Genomic DNA, 18083 nt, shown 5'->3' with positions numbered 1-18083 from the left:
TAAATCAAGACTAAAAATATAGTTGCACACCGAGTTTAATTTAGCTTTTTCTCCTTAAACTAAAACCGACAAAGACGTAGTTTAAGGCGTTTCGGTATCCCCAAACCTCAAGGAATTGATAACGCTGCCATCCTTTCACTGAGCCAGTCTGAAAAGCTCTTAGGCTGTATAGTTGATTAGCCCAGTTGTGATCGTTTGGTGTAGCATGATGAACACAGTGCGCCCCTAGGCTAACTGGAAGGATGATTAGCCGAATAAAGACTGCTCCCACTAATTCCGTGGACCATTTTAACCACTCTAACCAGTGGTCTGAGCGCGGGGGGTAAGCACCCAGATATAGAGCAAAAGATTTACCAATTACCTGAGATTTAGCTCCCTCATTATCATCGGTTTCATAGGCCCAATTATGCTCCGGTAGCTGTTGCAAGAGTGCGGCTGCATAGGTTCCGAGTTGGGTAAATAGCACCCAGAGTAAGCAGCTTAAACAAGAATGGGTTAAACCCGCACAAACAGAGGCCAAGAAAAGCACAATCAGGGTAGCTATTTGATAGTTAATGGGAGCTTTAAGGAGATTAGTCAGACGAGAAAGGAAGGTTTCTCCGTAAAACTTGGGAGAGAGTAATAACTTGCCGAGATTTTGCCAATAGAAGGCCTCTTCTTGGGCAAATTCAAAACCTAACTCTTCTACTAGGTAGGGGGTATTCCCCTTGTCATTCATGGTAGCTAGGTTTTTCGGGGGGTGGTGAATGAGTAAATGATCTTTTTTGAACAACGGAAAGGGCTTTTTCCCGGTAATTAAGGTGAGCCAACAACCTAAAAGATGGTTATAAGTGGGATATTGAGGGAAAAAAGCATTATGGGCGCAAAAGTGGGCTATTTCCTGCAATTGAGCCGCTCCAGCTACGGATAACACCCATCCTAGGGGGATTAATTGCCAGTGGCTAAGAGCGATCGCTAATCCGCCTATATACTGGAGTATGCCATAAATTAGCTCTAAGGAGGGGTTGCTTTTCCAGAGAGGAGGAGCAAGGTAGTAGCCTGTTAGCCAGTCAAAGAAAGCTTGTACGAGACGATTATCGCTGATTTGGAGCATCCCTAGGCGTGGATTATCCCTTAAAGCCGATGCTTGTGTTGGGGTGGTTTTTTTGAGTATCATGGCAGTAGAAAATAAGTTTTACTGTCCTGAAGATGGTTAAATAACCAAATTCAGGCGGTTTTATTAGCTGTGTAGCTGTTCGATTTCTCGGTAGTGCTGAACCAATTGCCCATCACTAAAAAACTGCTTTGGAGAGATTTCTATCTCGATGGCGAGATTAATTACCCAAGCTTCTTTGGGTACATACCCCAAGAGATTTTTTAGCCTCTCGGTTAGTGATTTAATCTGGTAGTTTGAGATGTACATAAGCTCTGAATTAGACTACACTTTTAGCTTATTTCTAGCCCTTTTAATTGTCGAGGTAGTTTTTGTAGCATTTAGTAGTTAACTTGCCAAAGTATCATTAAGTAGCTAAAAGTAGCATTTTGTGAATTGTATTCTTAAAAGGAGAACCACAAGGACAAATGGGAGATAGAAAATCTAAGTCTAAAAAACCAAGTGATCTGAATGAATCAGATTTTTTGGGCATTGTAATGCAGTTAGTTATAAAAGTAGATAATAAGGGATTATCTGATATACAAAAAATCTTAGTAAATGGATTTCGTCAAGATTTAACTTATGATGAGATAGCAGAGAAAAATTACTTAAATTCAGAAAATCTTAGGAAAGAAGCAAATAAAAAATTATTTCCCTTGATTTCTAAAGCTCTCACAGAAGCTATGAAAACGCCTATAAAAGTTCAAAAGACCAATTTTATTACATTAATTGAGCATTGGAATGCTATCGATAACAAGGGTATCTCTGTAGAAAATAGTTTTGTTAAAAGTAAGACAAAAATTGATATATTTACAAAGCTTAAAAATAACTTGTCTGGACAACAACAATCAGAACTGAGTCCGATCATAAAGTCGTACTTGCCAGATAATGACAAGGCTAATTTTGAAGAAATCATCGATAAAATCATAAATCTTCCAAATAAAGATTCATTAATAATACTTTTTAGACTTAGCAGAGTTAATAGCTCCACTCGCTCAAAGATTGAACAAACAATACAGGAGTTAAAGGAACTATTAAAAATTACTGACACAGATTACAATGCTTGGATAGCAGAGATAACAGAAATTAATCCAGAACTTGACAATCGAGAAAATATTAACAACTATCTAATTATCAAAATAGAGGAGAGTAAAGGTCATGTAGCAAATACTTCCCCTGAATATCAATTTGCTGCGTGGTTTCTACAGTTAAATACATCTCAAAGTCAAGAAAATAATTATATACCTCTTCCTGTAGAGAGTAGCGTTAGCAAAGATGTTTATACTCAAAAAGATATAACGAACATTTTAACAAAAATTATTGAAGATTGTCATGAGCGAGGAGGTGCAGAATTAAATATTGAATTTTTCACCAATGGTAAGCTACTATATACTAACTTTGAATCTTGGGAATACAATTGCTGTGATAGCCTAACTCAACTTAAGAGAGTATATTTTGTTAATGTTCGCTCTCTTATGAGATTGGAGAATAGATATCGGAATCAACCAGCTTATCAACATTGGACAAGTAGATGGGAGAGATTAACAACAAATTCTATAGATACACAAACAGTTACTAACAGCGAGTCCTATTTGTGCCAAGAAACAACTCTATGGAGCAATCTTTGCGCTTCAACTCAAGAGGATTTAGAGCAATTATTTAAAAGAAGCTTAAAATATGGCATACCTTTAGCCGTTGGGTCACGCTGTCATGCTCAGGAAGCAAGTCACAGAACAGAAATTAATACACTCTTACAGGGTATTCAAATTAATCAATTGTCCACAACAGTTCAAGAGGTGAGGCGACAATCACCAGATAATTTAGAAAATGAACCCGAACATCTAGGACATCATCTATTATGCTTTTTAGAAGACCCTAATCGGATGCCCCCCTTCCACTACTTAACATCTCAGCACCTAGGTTAATTAACTATGAATACATGGAAAATCTTTCAAGGCAATCATGAAAAAGGCTCAAGGAATGAGATTACCTGGCCAGAAATCCCACCTTGGCGAAGCTTCGCCACCGACAAATCCGAGGAGCGGGGAAAACAACTCATAGTTAACCCTAAAACCATCGAAACCGTAAACGCAGCCATTCACCTACGCCGGCCTATTTTAGTCACAGGGAAACCGGGTACAGGGAAAACCTCCCTAGCCTACGCAATCGCCTACGAATTAGACTTAGGAGAAGTATTAGTCTGGCCAATTAATACCCGCACTACCCTACAAGAGGGATTATACTACTACGATGCGATCGCACGTTTGCAAGATTACCAATTAGAAGAAAAAAAAGACATAGGGCAGTATATCCGCTTGGGTCCCTTGGGAACAGCCCTCTGTCCGAGAAATTATCCCCGGGTACTGCTTATCGATGAGATAGATAAAAGTGACATCGACTTACCTAACGACCTCTTAAACCTTTTTGAAGAGGGAAGATTTGAAATCACCGAACTTTCCCGACTCGCTAAAGATACCGAAAACGAACCAATACCAGTACAAACCCATGACGGTAAATGGGAATCCATCCCCCAAGGCAAGGTAAGCTGCCAACAGTTCCCCATAGTGATTATGACGAGCAACGGCGAGAGGGATTTTCCCCTACCCTTTAAACGTAGATGTCTGCTCTTAGAAATCCCCGAACCCACCCCAGAGGAACTAAAAGACATAGTAAAAAGCCATTTTGATTATAAAGAGGCCAGTCCCGAAAGTAAAAAAATAGAAGACGCGATCGCAGAATATGTTAAAAAACGAGACAAAGGGGAACTAGCAACAGACCAGCTTTTAAACGCCGTCTTTATGAGCATGGGCGAAAATAAACCCACGGGTGCAGAATTAAAGTCCCTTACCAACCTACTATTTACCTACCTCACCGACACAGGCAATAAATGACCCAAACCCCTCCCACACCAGAACTGATTGATAAATTTATCACCTTTGTCAAGGGCAGGGGATGGGACCTAGACAGTTACCAGATAGCTGATAGTTTATGGTGGTATGTTCTCACCCAAGAAGAGGAAGGAAAACCCCAACCCCCTACAGAGCCTAGGGAAGAAAAGAAAGAAACCCCGACCGCTAAAAAACCCCCCCAGGAGAGTAAAAAGGAAACCCAAGAGCCAGCAGCCCCATCCGATGAAGTTCCCTTAATACGGGAGACAGAGGCACAAAAACAACCTGAGAAGATAGGCGCAGACACCCTACCCATTAGCCTCCCCAGTGCCAAATTCTGGCGAGAAACCCTAAAATTAGGGCGAGCAGTGCGTCCCCTCATCCAAAAGATAGACTCAGCCACCCAAAGACAAATAAACCTAAACAGCACCGTACAGAAATCGGCCGAGTATAGCATCGGCAAGAGAGATGGCAGTTTAGCCCTAATACCCGTTTACCAAGCCAAAAAAGTCCGTTCCCTAGAGGTGGTTTTACTGATTGAAGAATGGGCCTCCATGGTCTTTTGGAAAGAAATGGCCGGGGAAATCCGCGATTGGCTAGAACAAATCGGGGCCTTTCGGGATGTCAAACTCTACCGCATCGGATGGGACGAAGACAAGCAAAATTTAGCCATCCGTACCTACTCTAACGATACTTGCTCAATTCACCCAAAAGATCTCATCCATCCTCGTGGCGAAAGACTTATCCTCTTCTACAGCGATTGTACTTCCCCAGACTGGTATCAAGGACGCTATAACCAAGCTCTTCAGGACTGGGGAAAACACCAAATCGTCACCCTGCTTTCTCCCTTCCCGGAAGCAATGTGGGAAAGAACCGCCCTTAGTCGAGGTTGGTTCGTCTCCCTAGTCAACCAAACCCCCCGGAAACCTTCACAAAACTGGAGATTTACCTCTATCCCCCTGCTACTACAAATTGAGAACGAAGAGGAAAATCAACATATTCTCAGAGAAACAATCCAAAAAACCTACTTTCCCTTACCCACCATCTCCCTAACCCCTTCATCCTTAAAAGCTTGGGCGCTCGTTGTCAGTGGTGACAGCAACGCCACCTGTGCGGGGGTACTACTAGAAAAATCCCCCCAAAACAGAGAAATACCCGCAACTATTTCTCCGGAGATGTCTAGGAAGCAAGCTCTACAACTATTCGCTAGTACCGCCTCACCTCTAGCTTGGGAATTACTGAAAAAATTAGCCGCAGCCCCGGTAAATCTTCCCATTATCCGTCTTATCCAAAGCAAACTTTTAAGCGCCTCTAACCCCCTAAACATAGCAGAAGTCATCCTTAGCGGTTTTCTCAAAGTCCATCTAGGAGGGGAACCAGTGAAGTGGGACAAAGGAAAAGAAGGTAAATTTAACTTTCATACTCCCCCCAACAGCCTAGATTTTGAATTTGATGATGAGGACAGAGAGCTTCTGCTCACTGAACTAGGGAATAGCCGCGCCTTAGAGGTAATTTTTGTCCTCTCGGAATACATCGCCCAAAAACTCAACCTGAGTACCACCACCTTTTTTGGTCTTATTCTTACCAATCCCCAAGTTCTCCTCGGCAAAGAAGCAGCTAATCTAGTCCGCGCCTTTGCCAAGGTATCTGCCAAGGTTTTCCAAAAGCTAGGGGAAGCAAAGTACCAAGAAATTAGCCAAAAGCTGCAATCTATGGTTGACTCACCTCCACCCCTACCGGTTGAGGAAAAGTGGCTGAGGAAATATAAAACCGTAACCATAGCTAAGGTAAAAGAGCTTACGGGAGGAGAGGAAATATTGTTTCAACTGCTCAAGGATAGACTTAAGGATTTCAGCGTAGAAGATGGGGAACTGTATCAGCGCCTTCGTTTAACCCCTGAGCAGCTTAAAATTTTGGCAAGCGAAGAAATAACCGCCGAGACAATCCCAGTCCAGTTTAGGGAAGTTTTGGATAACACAGAAGAAGAAATCATCACCGAGAAATTTAACCTAACCCTGTTCAAGTCTGAAACCGTTTTTGTGGATGAGACGGGACAAATTACCGCCAAGGAACCCGTGAGAGCCTTCTACTTTGAAGAAAATCCCCCCAGCTTAAAAATGCTCTATATTCCTTCGGGGGAGTTTTGGATGGGAACCGAAGCGGAGGAAATAGCGCGGCTAGGGGAAAAATACGATAGGGATTGGTTCCAACGAGAATCCCCCAGACATTTAGTAAAAATCGCTCCGTTTTACCTAAGTCAAACTCCGATTACCCAAGCTCAATGGTTATATATTGCCCAAAGAAAAGATTTAAAAGTAGAGCGAAATTTAAAACTGGAGCCATCATATTTTAAAGGCAGCACAAACCCCGTTGAAAATGTATCTTGGTTAGATGCCGTAGAATTTTGCCAAAGGCTCTCTAAAATGACCAAGAAACAGTATCGGCTACCCAGTGAGGCGGAATGGGAGTATGCTTGTCGTGCTGGAACCACCACCCCCTTCCACTTCGGAGCAACCCTCACCTCAAATTTAGCTAACTACGATGCTAGGGAACGCTTTGCTAAGGAACCAGCAGGAGAATATCGCCAGCAAACCACCCCCGTGGGGCAATTTCCCCCCAATGGTTTTGGTTTGTATGATATGCACGGCAATGTCTGGGAGTGGTGTCAGGATCACTTCTGGGAAAATTATCAAGGCGCACCTAGGGATGGTAGTCCTTGGCAAGAAAAGAGCAAAAAACAGCAAAATCGGGCATATAAAGCTCTGCGGGGCGGTTCTTGGTTCAGCCATCCTCCTTTCTGCCGTTCCGCTTACCGCGGCTACAGCAACCGCCGCGACCTCAGCAGCAACTACGACGGTTTTCGGGTGGTGTGCGGTGCTGGGAGGACTTTGTAACCCTTTTTCTCTTTTTTTCCTTTTTTTACCCTTTTTCTCCTTTTCGATTTTTTTGAACAAATGTACTAGATGTGAGTTGGCTGATAAGTAGCTGGTTATAATTAAATTGAAGACGGGTTTTGATCCCCCTTATCAAGGTAGGGTTGATTCATGAATCAACCCTACAATCAATCAATCCTACTATCAATTAATCCTAGGATTCATCATGTACCAAATCACTCTTTCCCTACCCGATGAAACTGCTCTCGCTTTACATCTCACCCCAGAACAACTAGGACAGGAAATCTCTCTTCTTGCTGCCATTAAACTTTATGAATTGGGAAAACTTTCCTCTGGCACTGCTGCCAACTTAGCAGGTATTCCGCGAGTTGTTTTTCTTTCTAAACTTGCAGACTATGGAGTTGATACCTTCCGACTCAAGGAAGCAGAATTAATCGAGGATCTGGCTAATGCCTAACGTCATTGCCGATACATGGCTCTTCTAGGTTCTGTGTGATAAGTTTAACTTACATCGGATCGATCTTTCCTTTGTGTCCTTTGTGTCTTTGTGGTTCCTTTCACTCGCTCGCTAGGAAGAATGTATCTTATAATACATTTTACCCACCAAACCTAAGAGAGCCTAAAATCTATCTTCAATTTAATTATAATCACTTACTTATGCCTACAATAATCATCCAAAAGACCCAAAAACGTCTTTTAATCTATAGAGAAAAACTCACCGATGACCTAGAAATAGAATTAGTCAAAATACCATCGGGAACCTTTACAATGGGTTCTTCAGAACAAGAAAGTGGTAATCAAAGTGAAAAGCCCCAACACAACGTTACCCTGAAAAACTTCTTGATGGGTATTTATCCCATTACCCAAGCTCAATGGTTATATATTGCCCAAAGAGAAGATTTAAAAGTAGAGCAAGATTTAAACCCAGAGCCATCATTTTTTAAAGGCAGCACAAACCCCGTTGAAATGGTAAGTTGGTTAGATGCTGTGGAATTTTGCCAAAGGCTATCTAAATTAAGTAAAAGAAAATATAGGCTACCAACGGAAGCTGAGTGGGAGTACGCTTGTCGAGCGCAAACCAAACCCTTAAATCTCCACAAAGGAGAAACCTACCCCCCCTATCACTTTGGGGAAATTCTTACCCCAGATTTAGCCAACTATAATAACAATCTCACAAAAACCACCCCTGTTGGGCAATTCTACGCCAACGACTTTGGTTTATATGATATGCACGGAAATGTCTGGGAGTGGTGTCAAGATGATTGGCGCGAAAACTATGAGGAGATAAAAAAGAGCAAAAAACAGCAAAATCAGGCATATAAAGCTATGCGGGGCGGTTCTTGGTGCAACCATTTAGATTACTGCCGTTCCGCTTACCGCAGCAACTTCGGCCGCCGCGTCTTCCGCACCTTCGACTTCGGTTTTCGGGTGGTGTGCGGTGCTGGGAGGACTTTGTAACCCTTTTTCTGGCATGAGTAGAAAACGGGTTTCTCTGAGAAACCCGTTTTCTGTGGGGTATAAATTGCTTGTTGAGACGAGACAAGAGGCACCCCCCCCCTGCCCCCCCGACATCGGGGGGGTGGGGGAAGTTCGGCTAATCTTAAGAATAAGCAGTTTAAATGAGTCTTCTTACATCAACAGCCGCTCAGTTATTAGTATTCTCCCCCATCATTTTTTTTCTGGTCTAAAACATGATTATAGATCACACTTTTGAGAGATTGCCAAAAAGGAACTAATAAAATATTCAGAAGTACAAAAACAGTAATCAGACCATAGGAAAACATCGCCATTTGTTGGAAAAAAAGAGGATTTTCCGTGAGCGTTTGCCAGTCCTCCACCGATTCAAAGCTACTATAAAAAGAGGAAAAATTAGCCCAAAGGGGAATTGAAGCCAAAGCTACTGACAGAATATAAACTGGAATAATTAATAAACTGGCAATAAACATCACTCCCACAATTCTCCAAGCCGAGTTTTTAGTTAAATGCCAACCTCTCTTGATTGCTTGCCAACTGCCTAAATTATCTTCAATTACTAAGGGCAATTCGGCAATATAAATCCGAGCAGATAACCAAAGGAAGAAAACAGGAAGACAGAAAGAAGCCAGTAAAATAAGCAATACACCAAGGATGGGGATAAAACTGACTAACACCAGAGGCAGCGTTATCGCCAAAATTATTGCCGCTCCCAACAAACCGATCAAAACCTGCATCCACCACAAGCGCCACATTTTCGGCTTAACTTTTTTTTCCGCTTGTCCGGCAGTTTCCGGCTGATAAATAATGTCTTGAAAAGCTAATCGTGAGATAACCGCATTATTGAAAAGATACTTAGCAGCCGAGAAAATTTGTATCGGGAAAAGAAATAAACGTAAACCGATATCGCTGCCTTGTTCGGGGGTAATTGTTTGATAAAGTAATTGACTGAGAATTAATTGCAAAACTAAGGGGAAAAGCGACCACAAACAGGCGCGGACAGCAAAGAATACATAAGTTGGGAAGCGATCACGATAAAGACGGAAGGCAGTATTAATTGTATTGCCAATAGTCAAAGGAGCGATGGAATTGTTAGTCACGGCTGGACTCCTTACAGAATGCCACCACTATATTAGGTTAAGTAACTAATAACAGCTAAAAACTTCCAATTTAATCAATATTTCCAGCTAAGACAACAATTTTGCTAAAGTGGTAGAAATTGGCCAACGATTCAATTCCCCAGTGGAGAAATTGCGATCGCATTAATGATCTTAACTCCCTTGGGATTCGGTTCGCGCATGGTAGTAACCGGAGATATCACTCAAACCGATTTACCGCAACCACAGGAATCGGGGTTAATTGCCGCTCAAAAAATCCTAAAATCAGTAGAAGGGATCGCTTTTTCTTACCTATCGCGGGCCGATGGGGTGCGTCATCCCTTAGTACAAAAAACCGTCTCAGCCTAGGAACAGCACGAAAAATAACAGATTATGGATATTAAAAATGGTTTCGTCGATGCGGTGGGTCATACTCCCCTAATTCGTCTCAATAGTTTTAGCGAGGAAACTGGCTGCGAGATTCTCGGTAAGGCCGAATTTCTTAACCCCGGTGGTTCGGTCAAGGATCGCGCCGCTTTATATATTATCCAAGAAGCGGAAAAAGCCGGTACTCTCCAACCGGGGGGAACCGTTGTCGAAGGAACCGCCGGCAATACTGGCATCGGTTTGGCCCATATCTGCAATGCTAAGGGTTATAAATGCCTGATTATCATTCCCGATACCCAATCCCAAGAGAAAATCGACCTCTTAAGAACCCTTGGTGCGGAAGTGCGTACTGTTCCCGCCGTTCCCTACCGAGATGCCAATAATTACGTTAAATTATCGGGGAGATTGGCTGGCGAGATGGAAAATGCTATCTGGGCCAATCAATTCGATAATCTGGCTAATCGTCGCGCTCACTACGAAACCACCGGCCGGGAAATCTGGGAACAAACCGACGGTAAAATTGATGCTTGGGTGGCTGCCACGGGAACCGGGGGAACCTACGCGGGGGTGGCGATGTTTTTAAAAGACCAAAATCCCCAGGTGCGTTGTGTGGTGGCGGATCCGATGGGTAGCGGTTTATATAGTTATGTGAAAACCGGGACAATTACCCTGGAAGGTAGTTCAATTACTGAAGGTATTGGGAATAGTCGTATTACGGCTAATATGGAAGGCGCACCCATAGATGATGCCATTCAAATTGATGATCCCACTGCCATCAAAGTTGTTTATCAACTATTACAAAAAGATGGTTTATTTATGGGGGGTTCTGTGGGTATTAATGTTGGTGCTGCGGTAGCTTTAGCTAAACAAATGGGACCAGGCCATACTATTGTTACTGTTCTTTGTGATGGTGGGTCCCGTTATCAATCTCGTTTATATAATCCTCAATGGTTAGCTGAAAAAGGATTAGCTTAAATTGTTGTTAGGGTTAAGTCAGCCTTCAGCTAGATTAAGCTGATGAAACCCGAATCTTACAGGACAATAAGGAATTATCGAAGCGGGGATTAGTGGAGATAATGGTAGGGGTAGGGCAACAATTAGCGAAGGGAGCAAGGGAAAATGAGGCGCAATATTTGGCAAGCACTTGAGACAAGATAGATAACAATACTGATAACTATCATTATTAGGAGAATCATCAGATGTCAGTTACTATTGAACAGAATCTCAAAGAAATTTTAGGTTCAATTAATCAGAAGTTGGATAATCTACAAAAAGATGTTATGGATATTAAAATAGTACAGGCAAGATTAGAGGAAAAGGTGGACGCTTTAGAAAAAGATATTGAAGGGGTAAAAGAAGATACAAAAGAATTAAAAGGCTCTCAGAAAGCCCAGATTTGGACGTTAATCGGCATCTTGGGAACAGCTTTAATAAGAACAGTGATTCGCTATATTATTCTCCCTTTTCCTCAATCATAATTAAGACAATGAATTTTGAACCGCCTTCTGCAACAGTTATTCCTCAAATTGCAGAAAATCCCTGTACGGGCGAAGCATTCGGACAATAACCTATCGCTGAAATCCTAGATTTTTTATCCGAAAGCTTCGCCGCCACCCCAGACAACAACCTTCGCCTATTATCCCTGTGATACAATTCTGATAATCTCCCCATTAAATCCCTGTACGGGCGAAGCATTCAGGGTAAGCGCATCTTAACAATCCTTGACAAAATGAACTTTATGTGAGTTGCTTACCCAGAGAGCGATTCAGGCATATTTGAGGAGAATTGGCTATCTCAATTGTTAAATAAAAATCGACCCATTTGGTCGATTTCGTAACTATTCTGATTGACTGGTATCACCTGAAATGCCCATGCGGATCACAAAATTGGCCAATTGTCAATAGCTTTTGAGATGCTCTCACCCTGGTCACTGATGACTATTTACTGATAACTGAAAAGGTTCTTAATCCCTACCATTGTGATAATTGCTGTCATTTAACCCACGACAAAATTAACTAATTTACCCGGGACAACAATCACTTTTTTGATTTCCTTACCTTCTAAATAACGTTGGGCTATTTCTGATTCCAGGGCGAGGGTTTCTAGGGTGCTTTTATCGGCACTAGCGGGAACTTGTATCGTGCCTCTGGTTTTTCCCAAAATTTGGATGACAAGGGTAATCTCGTCCACAATCAGGGCAGTGGGATCAACTTTTGGCCAGGGTTGCAGGTGAATTGATTGGCTATGGCCTAAAGCTTGCCATAATTCTTCGCTAAGATGGGGAGCAAAGAGGGAAAGTAAGATTAATAAGGTTTCGATTCCTTCCCGATAAATGGGGGATGCAAAACACTTATTATCCCCTAAAGCATTACTGAGTTTCATCAATTCGGAAATGGCGGTATTAAACTGATAATCTCCTTCTAAATCCTCGGAGATTTCTTTAATAGCGGTGTGAATTGCCCGTCTTAAATCCTTGTCAGTTTTCGAGAAAGTCTCTATTTTTTTGACTTGCTTGGGTTTATTTTCAATATATTCGCTGACTAAACGCCACACCCGATTAAGAAAGCGAAATTGTCCTTCTACTCCCGCATCTTCCCACTGTAAATCTTTTTCTGGGGGTGCGGTAAAAAGTATAAACATTCGGGCAGTATCGGCCCCATATTTTTCCAGGACTTTCAGAGGATCAACGCCGTTATATTTCGACTTGGACATTTTTTCAAAGAAGAAAGAAAGAACTTCTCCCGTGTCTTTATCGCAATATTTATCCTCTTTATAGATAACATTTTCTGCGGGGACATATTTGCCAGTTTCGGGATTTTTGTAGGTTAATCCCTGTACCATTCCCTGGGTTAATAGACGGTTAAAAGGTTCATCGACATTAACTAAACCTCTGTCTCTTAAAACTTTGGTAAAGAAACGAGAATAGAGTAAATGTAGGATAGCGTGTTCGATTCCTCCGACGTATTGATCCACGGGCATCCAATCATTAACCTTCTCGAATTGAAAGGGTATATCTTCATTTTTAGCATCGGTATAACGGAGGAAATACCAACTAGAATCAATAAAAGTATCCATGGTGTCCGTTTCCCGTTTTGCGGGAGTGCCACAGCGAGGACAATCCACATTTACCCAGTCTTCTAATTTGGCTAAAGGAGAAGCACCTCGACCGCTAAATTCGACATTTTCTGGTAAAGTAACGGGTAAATTATCGATAGGTACTGGCACGGTTCCACAGTGAGGACAGTGGATAACTGGAATCGGACAACCCCAATATCTTTGACGGGAAATTAACCAATCCCGGAGGCGATATTGTATTCTAGCTTTGCCGTAACCTTGAGCAGTGGCATAATCAATAATAGCGGTTTTTCCTGCTGTAGAATTAAGTCCATTAAATTGAGCGGAATTAATCATAATTCCCGCTTCTGTATAGGCCTCTTTTAACTCAATTTTGCCACTTTCTGGAGTAATAACTATCTTAATTGGCAGGTTATTTTCCTGAGCAAATTTAAAATCGCGACTGTCGTGAGCCGGGACTCCCATCACTGCTCCCGTCCCGTATTCGTAGAGGACATAATCAGCAATTAAAATCGGAATTTCTTCACCAGTAAAAGGATTAATTGCCAGTCCTCCGGTTTTAATACCGCGTTTGGGTTTATCTTCGGCAGTTCTTTCTAATTCGCTTTCGCTGGCTATCTCTTGAATAAAAGTTTCTACGGCCGATTTTTGTTCGGGAGTGGTAACTTGTAAAGTTAAGGGATGTTCGGGAGCAAGTACCACATAAGTCACTCCATAAACCGTATCGGGACGAGTGGTAAAAACGGCAATTTTTTCTGGGGAATTAACAAGAGGAAATTCTAAATAAGCACCTACCGATTTACCAATCCAGTTGGCCTGCATGGTTTTAACCCGTTCCGGCCATCCAGTAAGTTTATCTAAATCAGTGAGTAATTGTTCGGCATAATCGGTGATTTTTAGGAACCATTGCCGGAGTAACTTTCTTTCTACTTTAGCACCCGATCGCCAAGATTTTCCTTCACTATCTACCTGTTCATTGGCCAAGACAGTTTGATCGATAGGATCCCAATTCACTGCCGCTTCTTTTTGGTAGGCTAATCCCGATTCAAAAAACTGTAAAAATAGCCATTGGGTCCAACGATAATATTCCGGGGAACAGGTGGCAACTTCTCTTTCCCAATCAATAGATAATCCTAACTGTTGTAATTGCCGTTTCATCTGGGCAATATTTTGATCAGTCCATTTTGCCGGAGGAACTCCCCTTTCAATGGCGGCATTTTCTGCGGGTAATCCGAAAGCATCCCACCCCATGGGATGCAGCACGCGATAACCCTGCATTCTTTTCAGACGGGCAATCACATCGGTGATAGTATAGTTACGAACGTGACCCATGTGCAGGTTGCCTGATGGATAGGGGAACATGGAGAGGGCGTAAAATTTCGGTTTATTGGCGTTTTCTGGGGTTTTGTCCAATCCCATTTGCTGCCAAATCTTCTGCCATTTCTGTTCGATTTCTGCGGGGTTGTACGGCACTGGGGTCTTTTCTCCTGAGTTTTATCTATCCTTCCTATTTTACAGCAGCCGGCTGGAGGCGATTGCCAGTCTTGCGGTTATCCACCCTAGCAAAAACCCTCTGGGTTTTAAGTAAGTGGTTCTAATTAAATAGAAGATAGATTTTGGGTTCGATCCCCCCTATCGATTAGTCAGATCTTTCTTAACAAAAAGAGAAAAAACTTAAAAAAAGGGGAAACGATTGATAGCTATAGTTTTGAAAGAAGGAATCAAGGTGGAGATGAGCAACAAAATGGAGAAATGGGCAGCCCAAGAATTACAGTATGGTGGAAAACTTGGCTGGATATTTTAGTACAAGTGTTCTAAAAGCTTCGGAAAATCTAGCCGCGATGAATGGCAATCTTTGTGTGACACTATTTATAAAAAGGTTCTGCTCAATTTTTTCTCGATCAATATGCTATTAAAATTACCTCAAAAGCTAAAAATTCAGCGACTCATATTATTAGTATTCTGCCTAGTAATAGGGATATTTGTCTGGTGGTTATCGTGGCAATCCACCGGGATGAGCCAAATTCAACGCCCCGAAACAGTTGCCCAACAAATTTACCAAGTAATGCCAGATTTACCGAAAGAAAACAACTATATCCGTCGAGAGACAGGAGCGGTCGATCCGAATAATACTTTAATCAGTCGCTTTCTTCGTTATCATCAAGATACCAAAAAAAGGTTTACTCTCATCCGTTTTGATTGGCAATTAACCCTGGGAGATTATCTAGGAGTAAACGAGAAAATCAGCGAAGAAAACTATCCGGGACAAGCAACCCTTACCGTTAACCCCATGGCTGCTGACATCAAAGCGATGAACAGTCTTAATCGTCGTCAACGGCAGCAGTTAGTCACCCTTCTAGTCGAAATTTATAACCCCGCTATTCTTCCCCAAGAAACCCCCAATCCTAGTCCTTCTCCTAGTCTTTCTCCTAGTCGTCCATCTTTATCAAAACCGGGAGATGCTGACCTATTAAAATTCTAGAAAATTATGGAAAAAATTCTCAAATATGGTTCGGGTTGGCGACTCGGTTGGAATCCTACGGCAGCCGTTTATAAAGGATTAATTGGTAGCGATGATTGGGCGATCGAATTAACCGAGGCTGAGTGGCAAGATTTGCGTCGATTACTATCACAATTGACCGCGACTATGGCCGCCATGGCCACAGAATTAATGGATGAAGAAAGTATTGCTTGTGAAGCGGAAAGCGAGCTTTTATGGTTAGAAGCGGCAGGATTTCCCGATAATTATTCCCTGCGATTGATTCTCTATCAAGGTCGCGGTTGTGAGGGCAATTGGTCGGCCACTGCCCTGCGGGAGTTGCTCGCCGCTTGGGACAATTTGCTTTACAATTTTTAATAAAGCGGTGGGCATAAGTTAATTTTTTTCTCCCCCTCTTGACTTTTTGAATCCCCTGTGCTGCCATGATTGCCCATCCGAGGACGAAGACCGATAATCTCACCTACACTCCGCCCCCATTGCTGAAAAACGGTTTTGCCATGACTCTCTATGTGTCCCTAAAAGCGCGAGAAACCTGGCAAAATACGATCGCTATTCCCGAACCAGTCTATCAAGAAACCATTTTCACCGGGGCCAATGCCGTCCCCATCTACGGGATTGTTTCCATTCCCCCGCAAGCGAAAGGAACCATTATCGGCACCTACGGCATCACGGGAGACTTAGATAATCAATGGTTTTTAAGGATTTTAGGCAGAAAAGCCGTAGCGAGAAACTACGCGGTCGTCCTCTTCGATTGGCGGGCCCACGGTAAGACAGCCGAATTATCCCCGACTCTCACCTCCGATGGCATCTATGAAGGGCTAGATTTCATTCATATTGCCGCCCAAGCTCAAAAAATGGGCTGTCCTGCTCCTTTTTGGTTCACGGGTTACTCTCTGGGGGGACAATTGGCCCTCTGGGGAATTAAATCGGCCGAGAATCAGGAAGATATGGGGATCGATCCCGTCGATATCGGCGGCGGTGCGGTAATTTGTCCTAATTTAGACTCTAATCGTTCTTTATCCTATCTCGTCCGGGATACCTGGGGGAAACATTTGGAAAAAGCGATCGCTAGGGAACTACGCAAGTTAGCCAAACGCATCCATAAAGCTCATCCCGATCATATCGATCCCGAAGCAATTACTCGCGCCACCACGATTGCCGGATTCGATCGCGAATTAGTGATTAAAAAGCTAGGATTTGAGACAGTTTTTGACTATTATGCCGCTAGTAGTCCCTTGCCCTTTCAACCCTATCTAACTAAACCCACTTTTATCCTCTACGCAGCCGATGATCCCCTCTTTTCCCCCGCAGTTATTCCCGATCTGCAAGCGGCGATCGCTGATAATCCCCACGTGGATCTACTCTTAACCAACCATGGCGGTCATGTGGGTTATATCAGCAGTTTATCCTGTCAGCGTCAGTGGGGCGATAGCGATCGCTGGTGGGCGTGGAATCGGGTTTTAGACTGGTTTGACCAAAAAACGGGCAAATAAGGGCTAATTTCTAGGATTCAAAGGCCGCTAGAAACTCCTCCACCTGTTCCCGAGTCGGTTGGGATGCGATCGCGCCTGCTCTTCTTGTCACCATTGCCCCCACCGCACAGGCATAAATCACCGCCTTACGCGCTAAATCGGCATTTTCCTCGATTTGATCGCCTCCCAGAGCGGCACGAGCCAAAAAACCCGCCACAAAGCCATCCCCCGCCCCAGTTGTATCCACTACCTCCCCAGAAAAAGCCTCGACATTGCCGCTATTTTCGCCTAAATGATATTTACAACCTTTTGCGCCGCCAGTAACCAGAATTGCCCCTAAATCGGGGTATTGTGATGATATTTCTCCGGGGTTATCAGTGCTAAATAACCACGCTGCTTCTTCCTCGCTACATTTGAGCAAATCGGCCTGGGCAATAAAATCTCGAATGATATCAGGGGCAGCCTCAAGATTAGGCCAAAAAACTGGTCGCCAGTTGATATCGATCAATACTTTCACCGCGTAAATTTTAGCCAATTCGAGGGCGCATTGCATTGCCCGGCGGGAAAGGGGATAGGCTAACCCTAGGGTTCCCATCACTAGATAATCGGCATTTTTAAACAGATTTTCGGGTAATAAGTCAGCATTAAGGGCAGTATCGGCAAAATCAGTCGTTTTTCTGCCGCCAAAGCCCGCAAAATGTCTGTCTCCCCCAGCATCGCGGGTGACATAAACTTGTCGGGTGGGTAGGGTGGCATGATACTGTACACCAGTGGTATCGACTCCGAGCGCGTCTAGCAAGGCGATTAACTGTTCTCCGGGTTGATCTTTGCCCACACAACCGATAAAAGCCGAATTTATGCCCAATTTTCGCAATCCACAGGCCACGTTTGCTGGCGCACCCCCCGCGTAGGTTGTCCAAGAAGTTACTTGCTCTATAGCGCGATCGCTTTGATCGGCAATTAGATCATAGAGGATTTCCCCTAAACAAATGACAGACACCGGCGAAGATATTTGATTGTTAAGCATTGCTGTGGGAATTATGAATTATGAATTATGAATTATGAAGTGGGGAGATGGGAGATGGGAGCGGGGAGCGGAGAGTGGGAATTATGAATTATGAATTATGAATTATGAATTATGAATTGGGGTGTGGGGTGTGGGGTG

General features: G+C 43.1%; 15 protein-coding genes and 1 pseudogene. 11 read left to right on the top strand and 5 right to left on the bottom strand.

What is annotated here, in order from left to right:
• Positions 1–40: 40 nt before the first annotated feature.
• Complete coding sequence (locus IQ234_RS08560) at positions 41–1156, bottom strand: fatty acid desaturase (protein WP_193956780.1); 1116 nt, start codon at positions 1154–1156, stop codon at positions 41–43.
• A 63-nt stretch (positions 1157–1219) separates the two neighbouring features.
• On the bottom strand, positions 1220–1402 hold the full coding sequence (locus IQ234_RS08555) for a hypothetical protein (RefSeq protein ID WP_193956789.1): 183 nt from the start codon (positions 1400–1402) through the stop codon (positions 1220–1222).
• A gap of 158 nt (positions 1403–1560) precedes the next feature.
• Between IQ234_RS08555 and IQ234_RS08550 the strand changes: the two genes are divergently transcribed.
• The 5 genes from IQ234_RS08550 to IQ234_RS08530 all read left to right on the top strand — a co-directional run bounded on the left by IQ234_RS08550 (position 1561) and on the right by IQ234_RS08530 (position 8372).
• On the top strand, positions 1561–3057 hold the full coding sequence (locus IQ234_RS08550) for a hypothetical protein (protein ID WP_193956779.1): 1497 nt from the start codon (positions 1561–1563) through the stop codon (positions 3055–3057).
• A 6-nt stretch (positions 3058–3063) separates the two neighbouring features.
• Positions 3064–4023 (top strand): AAA family ATPase, encoded by a 960-nt coding sequence (locus tag IQ234_RS08545; RefSeq protein WP_193956778.1) that lies wholly within the window; start codon positions 3064–3066, stop codon positions 4021–4023.
• Positions 4020–6914 carry a formylglycine-generating enzyme family protein gene (locus IQ234_RS08540; RefSeq protein WP_193956777.1) on the top strand — a complete coding sequence of 965 codons (2895 nt, stop codon included), beginning with the start codon at positions 4020–4022 and terminating at the stop codon, positions 6912–6914. Before IQ234_RS08545 ends, IQ234_RS08540 begins: the two co-directional genes overlap by 4 nt.
• 205 nt (positions 6915–7119) lie before the next feature.
• On the top strand, positions 7120–7371 hold the full coding sequence (locus IQ234_RS08535; protein WP_002769612.1) for a UPF0175 family protein: 252 nt from the start codon (positions 7120–7122) through the stop codon (positions 7369–7371).
• A gap of 200 nt (positions 7372–7571) precedes the next feature.
• Entirely contained in the window at positions 7572–8372 is an 801-nt protein-coding gene (locus IQ234_RS08530) for a formylglycine-generating enzyme family protein (RefSeq protein ID WP_193956776.1), read from the top strand.
• Positions 8373–8566: 194 nt separating this feature from the next.
• Here the strand turns inward: IQ234_RS08530 and IQ234_RS08525 are convergent, their stop codons facing one another.
• A complete protein-coding gene (locus tag IQ234_RS08525) occupies positions 8567–9487 on the bottom strand; it encodes a glycerophosphoryl diester phosphodiesterase membrane domain-containing protein (RefSeq protein WP_193956775.1) in 921 nt (306 codons plus the stop codon).
• Between the two features lie 165 nt (positions 9488–9652).
• Here IQ234_RS08525 and IQ234_RS08520 point away from each other — a divergent pair.
• The 3 genes and pseudogenes from IQ234_RS08520 to IQ234_RS08510 all read left to right on the top strand — a co-directional run.
• Positions 9653–9853, top strand: a pseudogene (locus IQ234_RS08520) (PhoH family protein); the annotation flags it as partial.
• Between the two features lie 24 nt (positions 9854–9877).
• Entirely contained in the window at positions 9878–10846 is a 969-nt protein-coding gene (locus IQ234_RS08515) for a cysteine synthase A (RefSeq protein ID WP_193956774.1), read from the top strand.
• 224 nt (positions 10847–11070) lie between these two features.
• Positions 11071–11349, top strand: coding sequence for a hemolysin XhlA family protein (locus tag IQ234_RS08510; RefSeq protein ID WP_193956773.1), 279 nt, complete (start codon positions 11071–11073; stop codon positions 11347–11349).
• 517 nt (positions 11350–11866) lie between these two features.
• On the opposite strand, the gene leuS is transcribed toward IQ234_RS08510, so the two are convergent.
• Positions 11867–14419: a leucine--tRNA ligase gene (gene leuS, locus IQ234_RS08505; RefSeq protein ID WP_193956772.1), complete on the bottom strand. Its 2553-nt coding sequence runs from the start codon at positions 14417–14419 to the stop codon at positions 11867–11869.
• Between the two features lie 433 nt (positions 14420–14852).
• Between leuS and IQ234_RS08500 the strand changes: the two genes are divergently transcribed.
• From IQ234_RS08500 to IQ234_RS08490, 3 genes are all read left to right on the top strand, one after another.
• Entirely contained in the window at positions 14853–15428 is a 576-nt protein-coding gene (locus IQ234_RS08500) for a hypothetical protein (protein ID WP_193956771.1), read from the top strand.
• A gap of 6 nt (positions 15429–15434) precedes the next feature.
• On the top strand, positions 15435–15803 hold the full coding sequence (locus IQ234_RS08495; protein WP_193956770.1) for a DUF1818 family protein: 369 nt from the start codon (positions 15435–15437) through the stop codon (positions 15801–15803).
• A 65-nt stretch (positions 15804–15868) separates the two neighbouring features.
• A complete protein-coding gene (locus tag IQ234_RS08490; protein ID WP_002732942.1) occupies positions 15869–16939 on the top strand; it encodes a YheT family hydrolase in 1071 nt (356 codons plus the stop codon).
• A 10-nt stretch (positions 16940–16949) separates the two neighbouring features.
• Here the strand turns inward: IQ234_RS08490 and IQ234_RS08485 are convergent, their stop codons facing one another.
• Positions 16950–17945, bottom strand: coding sequence for a carbohydrate kinase family protein (locus IQ234_RS08485; RefSeq protein WP_193956769.1), 996 nt, complete (start codon positions 17943–17945; stop codon positions 16950–16952).
• Between the last annotated feature and the right edge of the window lie 138 nt (positions 17946–18083).

Source organism: Microcystis aeruginosa LEGE 91341 (assembly GCF_015206885.1).
GTDB classification, from domain to species: domain Bacteria; phylum Cyanobacteriota; class Cyanobacteriia; order Cyanobacteriales; family Microcystaceae; genus Microcystis; species Microcystis aeruginosa_H.
This window is presented reverse-complemented; position numbering and strand designations above follow the sequence as displayed.

Bases quoted from the DNA above. Each gene is read 5' to 3' on its own strand.
- IQ234_RS08560 (WP_193956780.1), bottom strand. From the start codon at position 1,156: ATGATACTCAAAAAAACCACCCCAACACAAGCATCGGCTTTAAGGGAT.
- IQ234_RS08555 (WP_193956789.1), bottom strand. From the start codon at position 1,402: ATGTACATCTCAAACTACCAGATTAAATCACTAACCGAGAGGCTAAAA.
- IQ234_RS08550 (WP_193956779.1), top strand. From the start codon at position 1,561: ATGGGAGATAGAAAATCTAAGTCTAAAAAACCAAGTGATCTGAATGAA.
- IQ234_RS08545 (WP_193956778.1), top strand. From the start codon at position 3,064: ATGAATACATGGAAAATCTTTCAAGGCAATCATGAAAAAGGCTCAAGG.
- IQ234_RS08540 (WP_193956777.1), top strand. From the start codon at position 4,020: ATGACCCAAACCCCTCCCACACCAGAACTGATTGATAAATTTATCACC.
- IQ234_RS08535 (WP_002769612.1), top strand. From the start codon at position 7,120: ATGTACCAAATCACTCTTTCCCTACCCGATGAAACTGCTCTCGCTTTA.
- IQ234_RS08530 (WP_193956776.1), top strand. From the start codon at position 7,572: ATGCCTACAATAATCATCCAAAAGACCCAAAAACGTCTTTTAATCTAT.
- IQ234_RS08515 (WP_193956774.1), top strand. From the start codon at position 9,878: ATGGATATTAAAAATGGTTTCGTCGATGCGGTGGGTCATACTCCCCTA.
- IQ234_RS08510 (WP_193956773.1), top strand. From the start codon at position 11,071: ATGTCAGTTACTATTGAACAGAATCTCAAAGAAATTTTAGGTTCAATT.
- IQ234_RS08500 (WP_193956771.1), top strand. From the start codon at position 14,853: ATGCTATTAAAATTACCTCAAAAGCTAAAAATTCAGCGACTCATATTA.
- IQ234_RS08495 (WP_193956770.1), top strand. From the start codon at position 15,435: ATGGAAAAAATTCTCAAATATGGTTCGGGTTGGCGACTCGGTTGGAAT.
- IQ234_RS08490 (WP_002732942.1), top strand. From the start codon at position 15,869: ATGATTGCCCATCCGAGGACGAAGACCGATAATCTCACCTACACTCCG.
- IQ234_RS08485 (WP_193956769.1), bottom strand. From the start codon at position 17,945: ATGCTTAACAATCAAATATCTTCGCCGGTGTCTGTCATTTGTTTAGGG.